This is a genomic window from Paraprevotella clara YIT 11840, from assembly GCF_000233955.1.
Lineage (GTDB): Bacteria > Bacteroidota > Bacteroidia > Bacteroidales > Bacteroidaceae > Paraprevotella > Paraprevotella clara.
In genome coordinates, this window is sequence record NZ_JH376581.1 from 26714 (window position 1) to 40911 (window position 14198).

Genomic DNA, 14198 nt, shown 5'->3' on the forward strand with positions numbered 1-14198 from the left:
TCATAATGAAAAAAAGACGTCTTAATATACTATGGATCATGGCAGCCCTTTTTGCTTTCACAGGTTGCAATGACTTCCTTGACATCCAGCCTGTAGGCAAAGTCATGCCCAAAACAGCCAAGGAATACCGTGCCCTACTCACTGATGCCTATTCCCGTATCCCTGCCGAACGAGGAAAGACTACATTCCGCAGCGATGAATTGACAATGGAGGGTGAAACCAATACGACCAATTTAGACTCTTATCTGGATATTTGGAGATGGAACGACACTAGTCCCGATGAGACCACCCTTCCTTTCGAATGGCTACAGTTTTACTATGTAAGCTATATTGCCAATTCTGTTATTGAACAACAATACAACATCACGGAAGCGACAGATGCCGAACGTAACCAGTTGGCCGGAGAGGCTTACATGCTTCGGGCATACATGCATTTCATCTTAGTAAACCTGTATGCCGAACCTTACACACATTGCGACCCGAAAAATACCAAGGGAATCCCTTTAAAATTAGATAACGACATCAACAAGGTGTTATCACGTAATACGATAGCAGAGGTCTATACTTCCATCTTATCGGATATCAAAGAAGCTGAAAGGCTGTTGAATGTAGAGGAATGGCCCGAAGGCGAAACTTACCGATTCAACACCCTTTCCGTTCCGGCATTCCGCGCACGCGTCTACCTTTATATGGGAGATTGGCAACAAGCCTACACCAACGCAACGGATGTCGTGGGCAAACACGGTGAGTTGGAAGACCTCACGGCTTCTTCCACGTTGCCCAACCACTACCAATCCGTAGAAGCCATACTCTCCATGGAGAATATCTTTAATTCGTCTTCTCTTGGTGCCGGATACGTGGCGTCTGGTTTGTTATCTCTCTACCGTAGCGGCGACTTGCGCAAAAGCAAATTCTACAAGCAATTATCCGCCAGTGCGACAGAAGTGTTGAAAGCTGGGGTTAACACTTACCGGTGTACATTCCGCTCAGCCGAGTTCTACCTGACCGCCGCAGAAGCCGCCTTGGAACTGAACGACATGGACAATGCCCGCCATTACCTGACGGAACTGATGAAGAAACGTTACCTTTCAGCAATCTATCCCACATACGAGGCAGAAATCCTGTCTATGACGCAAGATGAATTACGGGAAGAAATCTACAATGAACGCTTTCGTGAGCTGGCTTTCGAGGGACATCGTTGGTTTGACCTGCGCCGTACGACCCGTCAGGAACTGACCAAGACGTATAAGGGGGAAACTTACGTATTGCAAAAAGACGACTCACGCTATACGTTGCGTATCCCTGCCGATGCCATTGAAGCTAATCCGGGACTGGAGGAAGAAAATCGCGAGTAAGTGAGAGCAGACCGAGTTTGCTCGAAGTCTGCCGAACGGGAGCGATTTATCCAATAACCTCTCCCGACCCAATATGACAATACTTAATATTCATTTTTAAAATTATCCATTATGAGAAGAACATTACTTATCGCAGCTTGCAGCCTGTTCTTAGCGGGTACGCAAGCATTTGCAGCCGACCAACAGAAGTGGTCCAAGTCGGTAGAAAATACCGTATCGAAATGGGAAGAACTCAACCTCCAAGCTCCCACGGCTGTGGACAATGCAGGCAACACCTACGCCACAGGAGCATTCACGCAACCGATTGTCATCGGAAGCGCCGTGCTTGACCCGATTGCCAACAGTGCCTATTTGGCCAAATACGATGCCGAAGGTAACGTAGCCTGGGCTGTCGGTTTACGCGGTGCAGCCACCATTACGGCCATTACCACCGATGAACAAAATAACGTCTACGTGGCCGGCACATTGGCCGATGCCGTAGAAGTGGGAAGCACGGATGGCAAGACGCAAACCATCAACGGCAAGGCCGGAGAAGTGGCAAACCAGGTGTCCAGTTTCATTGCGGCATACAGTGCCGAAGGTGCATTGAAAGCTACAAAAGTCATTTGGTCGGAAGCCAATGCAGAAATAGCTTCCAGCGGGCTTTACTTCCCCCAAGCAGGATTTCCATATATAAAAATCAACCACATAGAAGTAAGCAACGGAAAGTTGTACGCTTCAGCCATGCATACCGGCGACGTAACCATAGGCAATGTACAATGGAAGGGCATATACATGAATATATTTGATTTCATGTACGATGATCTCATCAGTGCTGGAATATTCTCATTGGATGTATCTGCATTAGACAATGCAGAGTCCGTAGCGCAAATCGGTGTTAAAACCCAATTGGGAGGTGATCAAATGGGAGTAGAAGGTATCAACTTCACTACAGAGGGTAATTCCATATATTTGTGTTTTGCCGCCAAAGGTACACTTACATTCACTTACCAGAATGGCAGTGAGGACATTACTTTGGCATTCGATAACACTAATGGAATGGTGGAGCATGCTTTCGTCACAACTGCCATCCAAGACGGAAAGGCCACAACAAAGATATTCCATGCAGACTCCCACGACAATGGAGCGTCTTATAACAGCATCGGTAAAATGCAAATAGAAGGCAATACCCTCTACATTGGCGGAACGTTCCACCAGATGATGCCTTTCGACAACAAGCTCACCCATGTAGGCGGATGCGACCTGTTTGTTACGGCATTGGACAAGAACTCATTGGAAGCACAATGGACAGCCCAAAGCGGCCTTGACGAAGGTAACGGAGACACCCAACATTTCAACGAGAACTTCACAAGCATGGCAGTAAACAACGGGGAGGTTTCCTTGTATGGCTATGTCCTTCAAGACGAAAACGAGAAGACCTTTACCAAATCATTGGCTTACACTTGCTCAAACGGTACGGCCACAAGCCATGATGCCCCCCTGTTGGTAACCGGAGCAGCCACGAAAGGCACAACCAAAGCACTTCTCTCTGCCAACATCACAGATTTCTCTACAACCCTTGCCGCATACACTGTTAGCGGAGGTGACGGTATCAACGGTGTGAAGGCTTTGTCCGCCCAACGTGTAGGCAATACGTTCTACTTTGCAGAACCGAACGACATCACTGTCTACGATCTGCAAGGCCGCATGTTGAAACAGGCCAACCATGCTACTTCCGTCAGCATCGGCGACCTGAACCAAGGCATTTATATCCTTTCAAATGGAAAGAGTACGCTGAAAGCTCAAAAAACGAATTTCTAAAAACGAATACCTTTCCATACTATCAAAACCCGCCATTCCCGGCACATTCCGGAATGGCGGGTTTGTTTTTACCAAGCCGCACGAATACAATCACGACAGCAACCAAAGGGAATTACACTTTATCTTTTTGAAGCATCTTTCCGCAATTCACCTATTCCCCAAATAATGCCTACCAACATCAATATTCCAAAAGCTGAAATAAAATAAATCAACCCCATAAGTAATTTGTTTTTTTATTAGACAACACGAATAAGATACAACCAAAAACGACAGCCAACAAAACGAAAACAAATCCAATGGTAAAAAGCCACGCCGTATTGATTTCAAGTTGCATTATAGCTGCAAGAATAACACCTCCAAAGATTAGTTTAGCGAAGTCGAAGCATAAATCCCCGAGTTTCTCCAAGACCAAATTCGTTTTAAAATCACTCTATCCTTTCATAAAGGCAAAGATATACGTTTTCCCCGAACCCATCGACAAAACAAAGGAATTTGTTTCCCAGAGTATTCCCAACCGTTTTTCAGGTCGCATTCCGACAAACTGTCAAAACGACAGTTCCACCCTCACGAGAATGCTTTATTCCGAACTGGAACGAGGCTTCGATAAAAAGAAACGATTCTCGCGCATCGAACGAAAGTCCTTCTGTCAGTCATTCCATGCCTCCCGCTAACTTTTTGCACACCGGAAAGGCTGGCCGTACGTAGGCCGGAGAGACATGAGAAAGCCAAAGGCTACACTTGCCTCTTATCGTGTCATTCGGGATTTGACAACAACTGTCCCCCATTTAGAGAAAAAAGGGCGGGAAACGCTGGTTTTCCCGCCTCTTTCAGCCAACTTTTCCACCCAAATACGGACTTTTCCGTCAGAATATGAGGAGAAAAAAATGTTTTTCTGCGCCGAACGAAAAATCATTCTCATGCAATTGATTCTTAAAATCCATCAACAAAACCCGTAAATAAGGGCGTAATGTGAAAATATGTGTTTGAACGCCCAGCAAAACCCATACACATCGCATTTTTCAAAGGTCTTTTTCCATCCACAAAAACGGCTGTGACTTTACATTTTATCTCCCGAACAGGAATTTTCGCATCAAAAAGACAGGAATGACTCCCTGCTAATAAACAGACGAACGCAAAACTCAATGCGTTTCAAAACCGCCTATCCCCTGCACAAGGCGCGCCGCATTCCTAACACTATCCAAACGGATACGACGAACGGGGCCGTCAGCGTAGTCATTCCCAGACTCATCCCCCAAACCTGCAAAAGGACTGAGATCACGACGGACAATGTAGCCCACGCTGCCCCCGCCCAGGAACGGTCGCCCAAAGCAATGGCGCAAAGCACTGCATTATACCCAAACAAACCGGCATTGAAAGCCGCATAATCGGAACCGACCATCCAGACCATGCCCAAAGGCAACAAGGCTCCCCACACCGTATACAAGGCATGGACACGGGAGTTGAGCAATATGCCGGCCAAAAAGAAAAGTCCGGAAAGCACCGTGCCACCTTGGAACATGACCTGACCGATATTCAGACTGAAAGCCTGAAACAAGTCGGACGTCGTTTCTTCCGACATCACAGAAGGCAACAACAATGAGGGAAACCACCAACGGCAAAGGGCCAACAACAACCATACGGTAAGAATGAAAGGAGCCGTGAAACCGGGCAAAAGTTTCTGATAACCAAACACGCGGGCTATCCATGTGGAAAGCACGGAACCCGCCACCAACAAAAGGAGGGAAGCTATCCCTGTTTCCATAAATATACCTACGGCAATGCCTACCAACGTACCGTTGAAACCATACAAACCGTCTTCTATATCTTCTTTTGAATATCCGGAAAAGAATGCCGTCAGCGTACCGACAAAATTACCCAACAGGGCAAAAAGCACCAATAGCCACGAGTTGCAAGCTATCCCCACTAACATCAACAAACCCGAAACCGCATTGTTCTGGAACATGACTTGCCCCACTCCTCTTCCGATTATAAATAATCCCTCTCGCATACTTCTTGTCTTTATAAACGAAAAACCTTCTCCTCCTTTCGGAAGAGAAGGCCTTTCTTGTCTAACTTTTAAAGATTATGTGATCTCCCTTATATTTAGAGAGAAATTGCACCCGAAGGACATACATCGGCGCAAGTACCGCACTCAGTGCAAGCGTCAGCGTCGATTACATACTTTTCACCTTCAGAAATTGCGCCTACCGGACACTCGTCGATGCAAGTACCGCAAGCTACACAATCATCACCAATTACGTAAGCCATATCAATTAGAATTTAAATTATTAATGCCTTGTTTTATTCAAACGATACCGCAAAGTTAGTATTAAAATAGAATCCCCCCAAATATTTTCTCACTATTTTTAGTGATTTTCATCCGAAAAGCCACGGTCAAATGCAATAAGCTACGTATCTTTGCGTTGTTTTCTAATAAATATCAATGATTCATGAAAAGAATTCTGGCCGTCCTCCTTTGCCTGCTGTCCGCATACGGCATGATGGCACAGGAGCGCAAACTCCAGCATCGTCCGTACATCGACCAAAGAAGATTCCACTACGGATTCCTCTTCGGCGTGCACATGCAGGACCTGGAACTGAAAAACAACGGCTATGTAGACCCGGAAACCGGCGAGCAATGGTATGCCGATGTGGACAACTACAGTCCGGGATTCAGTGTGGGCGTATTAGGTGAAATGCGCCTGAACACCTATTTGTCCCTACGCCTCGTCCCTACCCTGCATTTCGGACAGAAGCACGTGTCTTTCCATGAACAAAGAACGGGGCAGGACAGTACGCAAAACATCAAATCGACTTATATTTCCGTCCCGCTGGACTTGAAGTTCGCCGCCCCGCGCTATAACAACTTCCGCCCTTACTTCATCGCAGGAGTGAACCCCATGGTGGACCTGACCACCAAGAAACAAAAAGCCCTGCTCATGAAACCTTTCGACTGTTATATCGAGGTGGGCATGGGCTGCGACATCTACCTGCCGTTTTTCAAGCTCATCCCCGAACTGAAGTTCTGTTTCGGTTTGGCAGATATCTTACAAAAAAACCGCAACGATTTGATAGACAATTCGCTGCGGAAATTCACCAATTCTTTGGACGGGGCATCGTCGAAAATGATCGTATTGACGCTCTATTTCGAATAAGGGTCAGTCCCCTGTCGGCGACATCTCCAACAGCAGCATGCCGACATAACGTCCGTGCTTGCCCATCTGGTTGCAATACACATCCTTCCCGTCGGCATTTTTCAACACTTCGGGATGCTCGAAATAAGTATGTGAATGGCCGCCCAGCACAATGTCGATATGGCGCGTGGCCGGCACCAGTTCCGTGTCGTCCAGACCGTCGATATCCCACCCCAGATGGGAAAGGCATACCACAAGGTCGCAATGCTCCTTGTTTTTCAATTCATCGGCCACCCGGTTGGCAGCCGTAACCGGGTCTTCATACGTCACCCCCTTGTAATTCTCTGAGGCAACCATCCCCTCCAACTGCGTGCCCAGTCCGAACACTCCGACCTTCACGCCCTTACGTTCCAATATGACATACGGGCGTACCAATCCTTCCAACACCGTACCTTCGAAATGATAATTCGCACAAACGATGGGAAAAGTCGCCTCACGGAATATGCGCGCCATGTTGTCCAATCCAAAATCAAATTCATGATTCCCGATGGTGGCCGCATCGTAACGCATTTCGTTCATCAACTTCACTTCCACATCCCCTTTATATAAGTTGTAGTAAGCAGAACCTTGCGAAAAGTCACCGCTGTCAAAAAGCAACAAGTCCGGGTCTTCCGCACGCAAATCGCGCACCAGTGCCGCACGGCGCACGAAACCGCCTTTATCCGCCAATGCCGTATCGGATGAATTCGGATTGACCGGCATCACACAACTGTGCGTATCATTGGTGTGCACGATACGTAATTCCACTTCACCGTCTTGCGCCGCAAACACGGTGCTTGCCAGTCCGCACAAGACCGACCACATCATAATCCTTACCTTTTTCATTGTCCGGTTTCTCATTGTTTAACGATTCTACCCTCCATACGGGCCGTGATTTTATCCCCCTGCGCAGCCGTCCGGCGAATGGACTCCATGATCAAATCGCGTACGGCTATATTCGTGACTTTCTTCGACAAATTATCTTTCAGGGCATACATCTTGTCATTTCCCTCGGCCAGATAGTCCAACGTGGAAATCACATATATACCATTGGGGTCAATCGGTTTTCCCCTGACCTCGGCACGCAGAAGACGCCCGTCTCCCGTAATGACCAGATGAGCCCCGCTGATGCCCTCACCCCCCACGGCAGCTATCTGTTCCATCAGCTCCGTCAGTTTACGCCCGTCCAAAGAGAGAATGCACAGGCGGTTCTCGAACGGGGCTATTTCCAACACATCTCCATACGTCACCTTACCCTTAGGCATTGTACTCCTCAGCCCGCCGATATTACACAGACCGATATCGGCCATCTTGCCCACCCGGAGCGACCCCTCACGCAACACGTCGGCCACAAAATTAGACAAAAGGCTCTCGGGACGGTCTGCCCGCATAGCCACTTCGCTCTCTCCCAACACCGGCGACATCATACTGTCCACGGCATGACGGTAGGGAGCCACCACGCGCACCGCACCGCTATCGGGCCTGGCGTCCAAACGGTTCGTCACCTCATAGCGTCCGGCTTTCACCTCTTCCAGTTCGTAACGCTGGGCAAACGTAACCACCGACCACCCGCAACATGCGGATAAAAGCAAAAATCTGAATGTTCTCATCACATCGAAATTATATTCCACTCCAAAATTACAGAAAAAAGCCACATAATCTGTCATTTCATCCGAAAAAAGAAACGGGAGCGGTTGGTTAATTCGCAAAATAGCCGTACCTTTGCACCGCTTTCCGTACAATCGCTGGCAGGATGCAGAGTTCCCTGTTATGTTGTATTGGGACGACAAACAATTTAATGATTAAAACAAACAATGGCAGATTTAATTAAAATTGCAGAAGAAGCGTTTGCTACCGGTAAGGAACACCCCAAATTCAAAGCAGGCGACACCGTTACCGTAGCATATAAAATCGTCGAAGGTAACAAAGAGCGTATCCAGCAGTACCGTGGCGTGGTCATCAAGATTTCAGGCCACCAGAACAAAAAACGTTTCACGGTTCGCAAAATGTCCGGAACGGTGGGAGTAGAACGTATATTCCCGATTGAAAGTCCGAACATCGACAGCATCGTAGTGAACAAGATCGGTAAAGTACGCCGTGCTAAATTGTACTACCTGCGCAAACTTACCGGCAAGAAAGCCCGTATCGCAGAAAAACGTACGATTGCCAGCAAATAAGTCTCATACGTTTCAAAATCACACAGCGTCGGAAAGTATCTCCCATGAAAGGAACTTTCCGACGCTGATTTTTTCTCCCTATCCTCCCGAAAGGCGAGAGGTCAGACCAAACGCAAACCCTCGTCTGTAATCTCGATAAGCCTTTTCTTATAAAGGTCGCCCACGGCCTTCTTGAAAACTTTCTTGCTGACGCCGAACATCGCGTAAATTTCTTCCGCCGGACTCTTATCACACAAAGGGGTACGACCTGCATTATGCTGCAAATGTTCCAAAAGCACTTGCGAAAAATCGTCCACTGCTTCCCGCCCCTGTTTCTGCAAGGTAATATCCAGCTTACCGTCCGGACGGACTTGCTTTATATAGGCCTGCACACGGTCTCCCGTATGTAAAGGCCGGAACAGGTCATTCTCATAGACCAGACCGGAAAAACGGTTGTCCACAATGACCTTAAAGCCCAAATCCGTTTTTTGCCAGACTAAAATCTGCACCTCATCGCCTTCACGGTAAGGAGGCATCTCGTCCGACAAATAACGTTCCACTTTGGCCGAAGCCATCAGCCGGTAGCTTTCTTCATCGATATGCAAATGCACGATATAACTCCGCCCCTTCTGCATCTTGAGCTTCTGCTCACGGAATGGCACGAACAAGTCTTTCATCAGCCCCCAATCGAGAAACGCCCCGTAATTGTTTACCCACGCGACCTGCAAATAAGCAAAATCTCCGACTTGAGCCAAAGGTGTCTGCGTGGTAGCGACCAAACGTTCTTCGCTATCCAAATACAAAAAGACATCCAACTCGTCTCCCACGCTGCAACCTTCCGGCACATAACGCGCAGGCAGAAGAATCTCTCCCGCATCGCCTCCATCCAAATACATGCCGAAATCCACGGCCTTAACCACCCTGAGGCGATTCATCTTTCCTAATTCTATGTTCATAAGGTTATATTTTTATCATCGGTTATCAAACCGTCTTTCATGTGAATGGTACGGTCTGTCAAACGTGCCAACTCATCATCGTGGGTCACAATGACGAACGTTTGCCCGAACCGGTCCCGTAAATCGAAGAACAACTGATGCAGTTCTCCCTTGTTTTTCGTATCCAGACTCCCCGAAGGCTCGTCGGCAAACACTACGGAGGGATGGTTGACCAAAGCGCGTGCCACAGCCACCCGCTGCTTTTCTCCTCCCGAAAGTTCGTTAGGCTTATGCGAAGCCCTGTCGGACAGTCCCATGAAATCCAGCAACTCTTGTGCCCGCGCCTTGGCCTCACTTGTGGAAGCATGCCCGATGTACGCCGGAATCATCACATTTTCGAGTGCCGTGAACTCGGGCAATAACTGATGGAACTGAAACACGAACCCGATGCGCCGGTTACGGAAATCCGCCATCTCCTTGCGGCTCAGGCTTTCCATGGCAACCCCGTCAACCCGGACGCTTCCGCTGTCCGGCTTCTCCAACGTCCCCATAATCTGCAACAGCGTGGTCTTTCCGGCACCGCTCGGCCCCACGATGCTCACCACCTCGCCCTTACGGATATCGAGGTCGATTCCTTTGAGCACTTCAAGCGAACCGAAACTTTTCCTTATATTCCTGACTTCTATCATAATCCTTCTATAATCTGCTTATCACGTATTGTGCCAAATAACAACCGAACACTGCAGGCATATAACTCACCGTGCCCGTTGTGGTCTTCTTATTCCGTTCTCCCTCTACTTGGACCAAAGCGGCCGGGTCGGCCTGCTGGGCGCAAAACACCACCGGCAACGGACGGCGCATACCGTCTCTTTTCAGCCGTGTCCGCACAGCTTTGCTCAGCCCGCAATGAAACGTTTCCCACAAGTCGGCAAAACGGATTTGGGTGATATCCGTTTTCGCCCCGGCTCCCATGCTGCTCACGATCCTAATGCGTCTTTTCATCGCTTCTTCAATCAGAGCACACTTGGGCGCTATCGTGTCGATAGCATCAACGATAAAATCAAACTTCGCGCTGTCCAGTAAAGCACCGGCCGAGTGCTCCTCCAGAAATTCAGCCCGCACGGTCAAGTCGAGTTCCGGATTAATATCCTTAAAACGCAGCCCCAACACGCGGACTTTTTCCTCTCCGACCGTCGAATGCAGGGCACACAACTGACGGTTGATATTGCTCGGTTGCACCCGGTCGGCATCCAACAACGTCAACCGTCCGATTCCGGCACGTACCAACATCTCGGCGGCATACGCTCCTACGCCACCCGTACCGACCACCAAGACATGTGCCCGGCGGAAACGTTCCATCTTGTCCGGCCCCATCAGAAGCGACGTACGCTCCAACCAATCCGGTGTGGTCATTGGCTTTCCTCCTTTCCGTTGCTTCGCGACAACCAATTCTTATACCACTCCTTGGCCGCCTCGTAACGCAAATCGGTCGTCAACGGTTCATTCACGCTCACATCCTTCGTGGCAGCCTCGGCATACACATCCGGGAAGATCAACATCAGCCCCGTATTCATATAATACTTTTTGATTTGGCGGGGAATGTGGTCGAACGACGGGCGGAAGGAAATAGACCCTCTACGCGCTAACACGACCACCAGCATGTGGTCTTCCCTGACCTCCCGCGAAATGCGCTTCAACTCATTTCCGCCATCGGTTTGTACATATTCCGCACGGATAGATGCATGGTAAGTCTCCAAATAACGTTGTAAAATCCGAATAGTATCGGGATGGGCATGGTAAATAATCCTACAGCCCAGTCCTACAGCCAAACGAGCCACGCGCTCTACCCAATGATAAAAACCGGCCTCAAACTGGGCCTTGGCCGGCACGGCTACATGAATACGGCGAATCGTATTGACCGGCACCGTACAACGTATCATCGTAATCTGGCGGTTCAGGCGGTTCAGCAAACTAATCAGCACCGGCCCGAAAAACGACTCGGAAGGAGAATTCTGCATGTGTAAGCCTACCACCAGTTCGGAATAATCGTTTTCTTTCATGGAATGGATGATACCGTTTGCCAGATTGGTAGCCAAACGCACTTTGGTCTGCATCTGCACGTTGGCAGCGGAAGCCACAGCCGAAGCCGCTTCCAGCAGTTTCATCCCTTTCTCCCGGGCTTTGTCATCATTATCCAACACGACGTTGATGGCACTCATCGGCGCATCCGACTTGTCTTTCCGCATCAATAAAGCCATGTTGACCAAATCGTCCACCGTATCGGGATAAGCCAAGGCAATCAAGGCCGACTCCTCGTCAAGCGGACGGCTCTCGTTGATATTACCGTCCTGCAAAGCCAACCTACGTGCCGCCACGTCCGTAATCAACGAACTGACCACACACGTCACCAATATCAGTAATATCGTACCGTTCAGCACATCTTCATTCAACAACCGCTCGCCGGAAGGCAAAATGATATTATAGCCGACCAATACCGCAGCAAGCGTAGCCGCAGCCTGGGCATTGCTCAGACCGAACATCAGTTCCCGCTCCAATACCGACATCTTAAAAGCTTTCTGCGTCACCCATGAAGCGATCCATTTTCCCGCCAACGCCATGGTAATCATCACTGCCGCCACTTTCAGAGCCTCTCCCGAACCGAACAGCACGCGCAGGTCGATAATCATACCGACCCCGATAAGGAAATAAGGAATAAACAAAGCGTTGCCCACAAATTCCAAATGATGCATCAGCGGCGCGCTATGCGGAATAAGCCGATTCAATACCAGTCCGGCCAGGAAAGCGCCTAATATCCCTTCCATTCCGATAAGCTCCATCAGGCCAGCACTTAAAAAGACCATGGCCAGCACAAAGATGAACTGAATGACCGGATCGTTGTACCGACGGAAAAACCACCGGGCGATACGGGGAAAAGAATATACGATAAAAAGGGAAAGCAGGATGACTTTCAACAAAAGCACAACGCCGAACCAACCTCCGTGCACCTCCTCACGGAACATGCCCGAGATGAAAGCCAATACCAACAAGGTCAGCGTATCGGTCACAATAGTTCCCCCCACCGCAATACTCACGCTGCGGTTACGCGACACCCCGTATCGAATCACGATAGGATAGGCTATCAAGGTGTGCGAGGCATACATACTGGCCAGCAGAACGGAAGTCACCAGACTGTATTTCAAGAGGAACACATTGCTGACGACGCCCATCGTCAGGGGAAAAACAAATGCCGCCAACCCCAACGTCAACGCCTGCCAACGAATCCGCTTCATGTGCTGCATATCCATCTCCAGACTGGCCAAAAACATGATGTAATACAAGCCCACGTTCCCGAACAGTTCAAAGCTGCTGTCCTTGTCTAATACATGCAAGCCGTATGGCCCGATAAGCACACCGGCCAAGATCATACCGACAATGTGGGGTATCTTCAGTTTACCCAATAAAATAGGTGCAAACAGAATGATGCTCAACACTAAAAAGAATATCCACGTGGGATCCGTGACGGGAAAATATGTAGACAAGTCGGGCATCTGCATGAGTATCTGTATTAAATTAATATGCAAAGTAACGAAAAAGTTTCCATTTTGTATGTCCAATCGTAATAAATTATCTATTTTTGCAACCGGAATCATCACAACTTCTTAAAAATTATATGAAATGAAAGTAGCAATTGTAGGTGCGAGCGGCGCGGTGGGTCAGGAATTCCTGCGTGTGCTTGAAGAGAGAAACTTCCCATTGGACGAATTGGTATTATTTGGTTCAACCCGCAGTGCAGGTTCCAAATACAAATTCCGTGGCAAAGAAATCGAAGTGAAGCTTCTTCAGCACAACGATGATTTTAAAGACATCGACATCGCCTTTACCTCGGCCGGTGCCGGCACATCCAAAGAATTTGCCGAAGACATCACCCGTTACGGGGCAGTCATGATAGATAACTCCAGCGCTTTCCGCATGGACAAGGACGTGCCTCTCGTCGTACCCGAATGCAACGCAGCCGATGCCTTGGAGCGTCCGCGCGGCATCATCGCCAATCCGAACTGTACGACCATCATGATGGTGACGGCTTTGCAACCCATCGAAAACCTGAGCCATATCAAACGTATCCACGTGGCCAGTTATCAGGCTGCCAGCGGTGCGGGTGCCGCCGCCATGGCCGAACTGGAACAGCAATATCGTGAAGTATTGGAAGGCAAACCCGTCACCGTGAAGAAGTTTGCCTATCAGTTGGCTTATAACGTCATCCCCCAAATCGACGTATTCCAGGATAACGGATATACCAAAGAAGAAATGAAGATGTTCAACGAGACACAGAAGATCATGCACAGCGACGTGCAATGTTCGGCCATGTGTGTACGCGTACCGGCCCTGCGTTCTCATTCGGAAGCCATCTGGTTGGAAACGGAACGTCCGCTTACGGTAGAGGAAGTGCGTGAAGCCATCGCCCACGGCGAAGGCGTGCAACTGATGGACGACCCGTCCACACAAACTTACCCCATGCCGCTCTTCCTGGCCGGAAAAGACGATGTATACGTAGGCCGTATCCGTAAGGACCTGGCTAACGAAAACGGCATGACGCTTTGGCTCGTAGGCGACCAGATCAAGAAAGGTGCCGCACTGAATGCAGTGCAGATTGCCGAATATTTGATTAAGGTCGGGAATGTGAAGTAAACGCCATCTTCGGCCTCCTATCACGAATAACTTAAATATTTTCATAAAATCCAAAGACGGGCAAAACTAACGAATGAGTGGTTTTGCCCGTTA

General features: G+C 48.9%; 15 protein-coding genes. 6 read left to right on the forward strand and 9 right to left on the reverse strand.

What is annotated here, in order from left to right; translation table 11 throughout:
• The first annotated feature begins 5 nt into the window (after positions 1-5).
• Both HMPREF9441_RS01785 and HMPREF9441_RS01790 read left to right on the forward strand, forming a co-directional pair.
• Positions 6-1355, forward strand: coding sequence for a RagB/SusD family nutrient uptake outer membrane protein (locus HMPREF9441_RS01785; RefSeq protein ID WP_008617307.1), 1350 nt, complete (start codon positions 6-8; stop codon positions 1353-1355).
• Positions 1356-1466: 111 nt separating this feature from the next.
• Complete coding sequence (locus tag HMPREF9441_RS01790) at positions 1467-3155, forward strand: T9SS type A sorting domain-containing protein (RefSeq protein WP_008617308.1); 1689 nt, start codon at positions 1467-1469, stop codon at positions 3153-3155.
• Positions 3156-3363: 208 nt separating this feature from the next.
• Here the strand turns inward: HMPREF9441_RS01790 and HMPREF9441_RS19205 are convergent, their stop codons facing one another.
• The gene (locus HMPREF9441_RS19205; protein WP_008617309.1) at positions 3364-3567 is read right to left on the reverse strand and encodes a DUF6722 family protein; all 204 of its coding nucleotides are present in this window, start codon (positions 3565-3567) and stop codon (positions 3364-3366) included.
• 304 nt (positions 3568-3871) lie between these two features.
• Between HMPREF9441_RS19205 and HMPREF9441_RS17530 the strand changes: the two genes are divergently transcribed.
• Positions 3872-4111 (forward strand): hypothetical protein, encoded by a 240-nt coding sequence (locus tag HMPREF9441_RS17530; protein ID WP_008617311.1) that lies wholly within the window; start codon positions 3872-3874, stop codon positions 4109-4111.
• A 203-nt stretch (positions 4112-4314) separates the two neighbouring features.
• On the opposite strand, the gene HMPREF9441_RS01800 is transcribed toward HMPREF9441_RS17530, so the two are convergent.
• Together HMPREF9441_RS01800 and HMPREF9441_RS17535 are read right to left on the reverse strand one after the other, a co-directional pair.
• Complete coding sequence (locus HMPREF9441_RS01800) at positions 4315-5163, reverse strand: urea transporter (protein ID WP_008617314.1); 849 nt, start codon at positions 5161-5163, stop codon at positions 4315-4317.
• Positions 5164-5258: 95 nt separating this feature from the next.
• Positions 5259-5423: a DUF362 domain-containing protein gene (locus HMPREF9441_RS17535; RefSeq protein ID WP_021981444.1), complete on the reverse strand. Its 165-nt coding sequence runs from the start codon at positions 5421-5423 to the stop codon at positions 5259-5261.
• Between the two features lie 182 nt (positions 5424-5605).
• On the opposite strand from HMPREF9441_RS17535, the gene porT reads away from it, so the two are divergent.
• Positions 5606-6310 (forward strand): type IX secretion/gliding motility protein PorT/SprT, encoded by a 705-nt coding sequence (porT, locus tag HMPREF9441_RS01805; RefSeq protein WP_008617315.1) that lies wholly within the window; start codon positions 5606-5608, stop codon positions 6308-6310.
• A 3-nt stretch (positions 6311-6313) separates the two neighbouring features.
• Here porT and HMPREF9441_RS01810 read toward each other — a convergent pair whose 3' ends face one another.
• Positions 6314-7189, reverse strand: a complete 876-nt coding sequence (locus HMPREF9441_RS01810; RefSeq protein WP_008617316.1) for a bifunctional metallophosphatase/5'-nucleotidase — start codon at positions 7187-7189, stop codon at positions 6314-6316.
• The gene (locus tag HMPREF9441_RS01815; protein ID WP_244949557.1) at positions 7186-7938 is read right to left on the reverse strand and encodes a 5'-nucleotidase C-terminal domain-containing protein; all 753 of its coding nucleotides are present in this window, start codon (positions 7936-7938) and stop codon (positions 7186-7188) included. The genes HMPREF9441_RS01810 and HMPREF9441_RS01815 overlap by 4 nt, the downstream gene beginning before the upstream one ends.
• 204 nt (positions 7939-8142) lie before the next feature.
• Here HMPREF9441_RS01815 and rplS point away from each other — a divergent pair, with 204 nt between their 5' ends.
• Positions 8143-8505, forward strand: coding sequence for a 50S ribosomal protein L19 (gene rplS, locus HMPREF9441_RS01820; RefSeq protein ID WP_008617318.1), 363 nt, complete (start codon positions 8143-8145; stop codon positions 8503-8505).
• A 101-nt stretch (positions 8506-8606) separates the two neighbouring features.
• Here the strand turns inward: rplS and HMPREF9441_RS01825 are convergent, their stop codons facing one another.
• The 4 genes from HMPREF9441_RS01825 to HMPREF9441_RS01840 are packed head-to-tail and all read right to left on the reverse strand — an operon-like array spanning position 8607 to position 13069.
• The gene (locus tag HMPREF9441_RS01825) at positions 8607-9440 is read right to left on the reverse strand and encodes a CvfB family protein (protein WP_008617319.1); all 834 of its coding nucleotides are present in this window, start codon (positions 9438-9440) and stop codon (positions 8607-8609) included.
• Complete coding sequence (locus HMPREF9441_RS01830; protein WP_008617321.1) at positions 9437-10108, reverse strand: ABC transporter ATP-binding protein; 672 nt, start codon at positions 10106-10108, stop codon at positions 9437-9439. Before HMPREF9441_RS01830 ends, HMPREF9441_RS01825 begins: the two co-directional genes overlap by 4 nt.
• Before the next feature lie 7 nt (positions 10109-10115).
• Positions 10116-10832 carry a tRNA threonylcarbamoyladenosine dehydratase gene (locus HMPREF9441_RS01835; protein WP_008617323.1) on the reverse strand — a complete coding sequence of 239 codons (717 nt, stop codon included), beginning with the start codon at positions 10830-10832 and terminating at the stop codon, positions 10116-10118.
• Positions 10829-13069: a cation:proton antiporter gene (locus HMPREF9441_RS01840; protein WP_008617325.1), complete on the reverse strand. Its 2241-nt coding sequence runs from the start codon at positions 13067-13069 to the stop codon at positions 10829-10831. The genes HMPREF9441_RS01835 and HMPREF9441_RS01840 overlap by 4 nt, the downstream gene beginning before the upstream one ends.
• 25 nt (positions 13070-13094) lie before the next feature.
• Here HMPREF9441_RS01840 and HMPREF9441_RS01845 point away from each other — a divergent pair, with 25 nt between their 5' ends.
• Entirely contained in the window at positions 13095-14105 is a 1011-nt protein-coding gene (locus tag HMPREF9441_RS01845; protein WP_008617327.1) for an aspartate-semialdehyde dehydrogenase, read from the forward strand.
• Positions 14106-14198 lie beyond the last annotated feature (93 nt).

Coding starts and splice junctions, on each gene's coding strand:
- HMPREF9441_RS01815 (WP_244949557.1), bottom strand. CDS start 7,938: ATGAGAACATTCAGATTTTTGCTTTTATCCGCATGTTGCGGGTGGTCG.
- HMPREF9441_RS17530 (WP_008617311.1), top strand. CDS start 3,872: ATGAGAAAGCCAAAGGCTACACTTGCCTCTTATCGTGTCATTCGGGAT.
- porT (WP_008617315.1), top strand. CDS start 5,606: ATGAAAAGAATTCTGGCCGTCCTCCTTTGCCTGCTGTCCGCATACGGC.
- HMPREF9441_RS01845 (WP_008617327.1), top strand. CDS start 13,095: ATGAAAGTAGCAATTGTAGGTGCGAGCGGCGCGGTGGGTCAGGAATTC.
- HMPREF9441_RS01800 (WP_008617314.1), bottom strand. CDS start 5,163: ATGCGAGAGGGATTATTTATAATCGGAAGAGGAGTGGGGCAAGTCATG.
- HMPREF9441_RS17535 (WP_021981444.1), bottom strand. CDS start 5,423: ATGGCTTACGTAATTGGTGATGATTGTGTAGCTTGCGGTACTTGCATC.
- HMPREF9441_RS01835 (WP_008617323.1), bottom strand. CDS start 10,832: ATGACCACACCGGATTGGTTGGAGCGTACGTCGCTTCTGATGGGGCCG.
- HMPREF9441_RS01830 (WP_008617321.1), bottom strand. CDS start 10,108: ATGATAGAAGTCAGGAATATAAGGAAAAGTTTCGGTTCGCTTGAAGTG.
- HMPREF9441_RS01840 (WP_008617325.1), bottom strand. CDS start 13,069: ATGATTCCGGTTGCAAAAATAGATAATTTATTACGATTGGACATACAA.
- HMPREF9441_RS01790 (WP_008617308.1), top strand. CDS start 1,467: ATGAGAAGAACATTACTTATCGCAGCTTGCAGCCTGTTCTTAGCGGGT.
- rplS (WP_008617318.1), top strand. CDS start 8,143: ATGGCAGATTTAATTAAAATTGCAGAAGAAGCGTTTGCTACCGGTAAG.
- HMPREF9441_RS01810 (WP_008617316.1), bottom strand. CDS start 7,189: ATGAGAAACCGGACAATGAAAAAGGTAAGGATTATGATGTGGTCGGTC.
- HMPREF9441_RS01825 (WP_008617319.1), bottom strand. CDS start 9,440: ATGAACATAGAATTAGGAAAGATGAATCGCCTCAGGGTGGTTAAGGCC.
- HMPREF9441_RS01785 (WP_008617307.1), top strand. CDS start 6: ATGAAAAAAAGACGTCTTAATATACTATGGATCATGGCAGCCCTTTTT.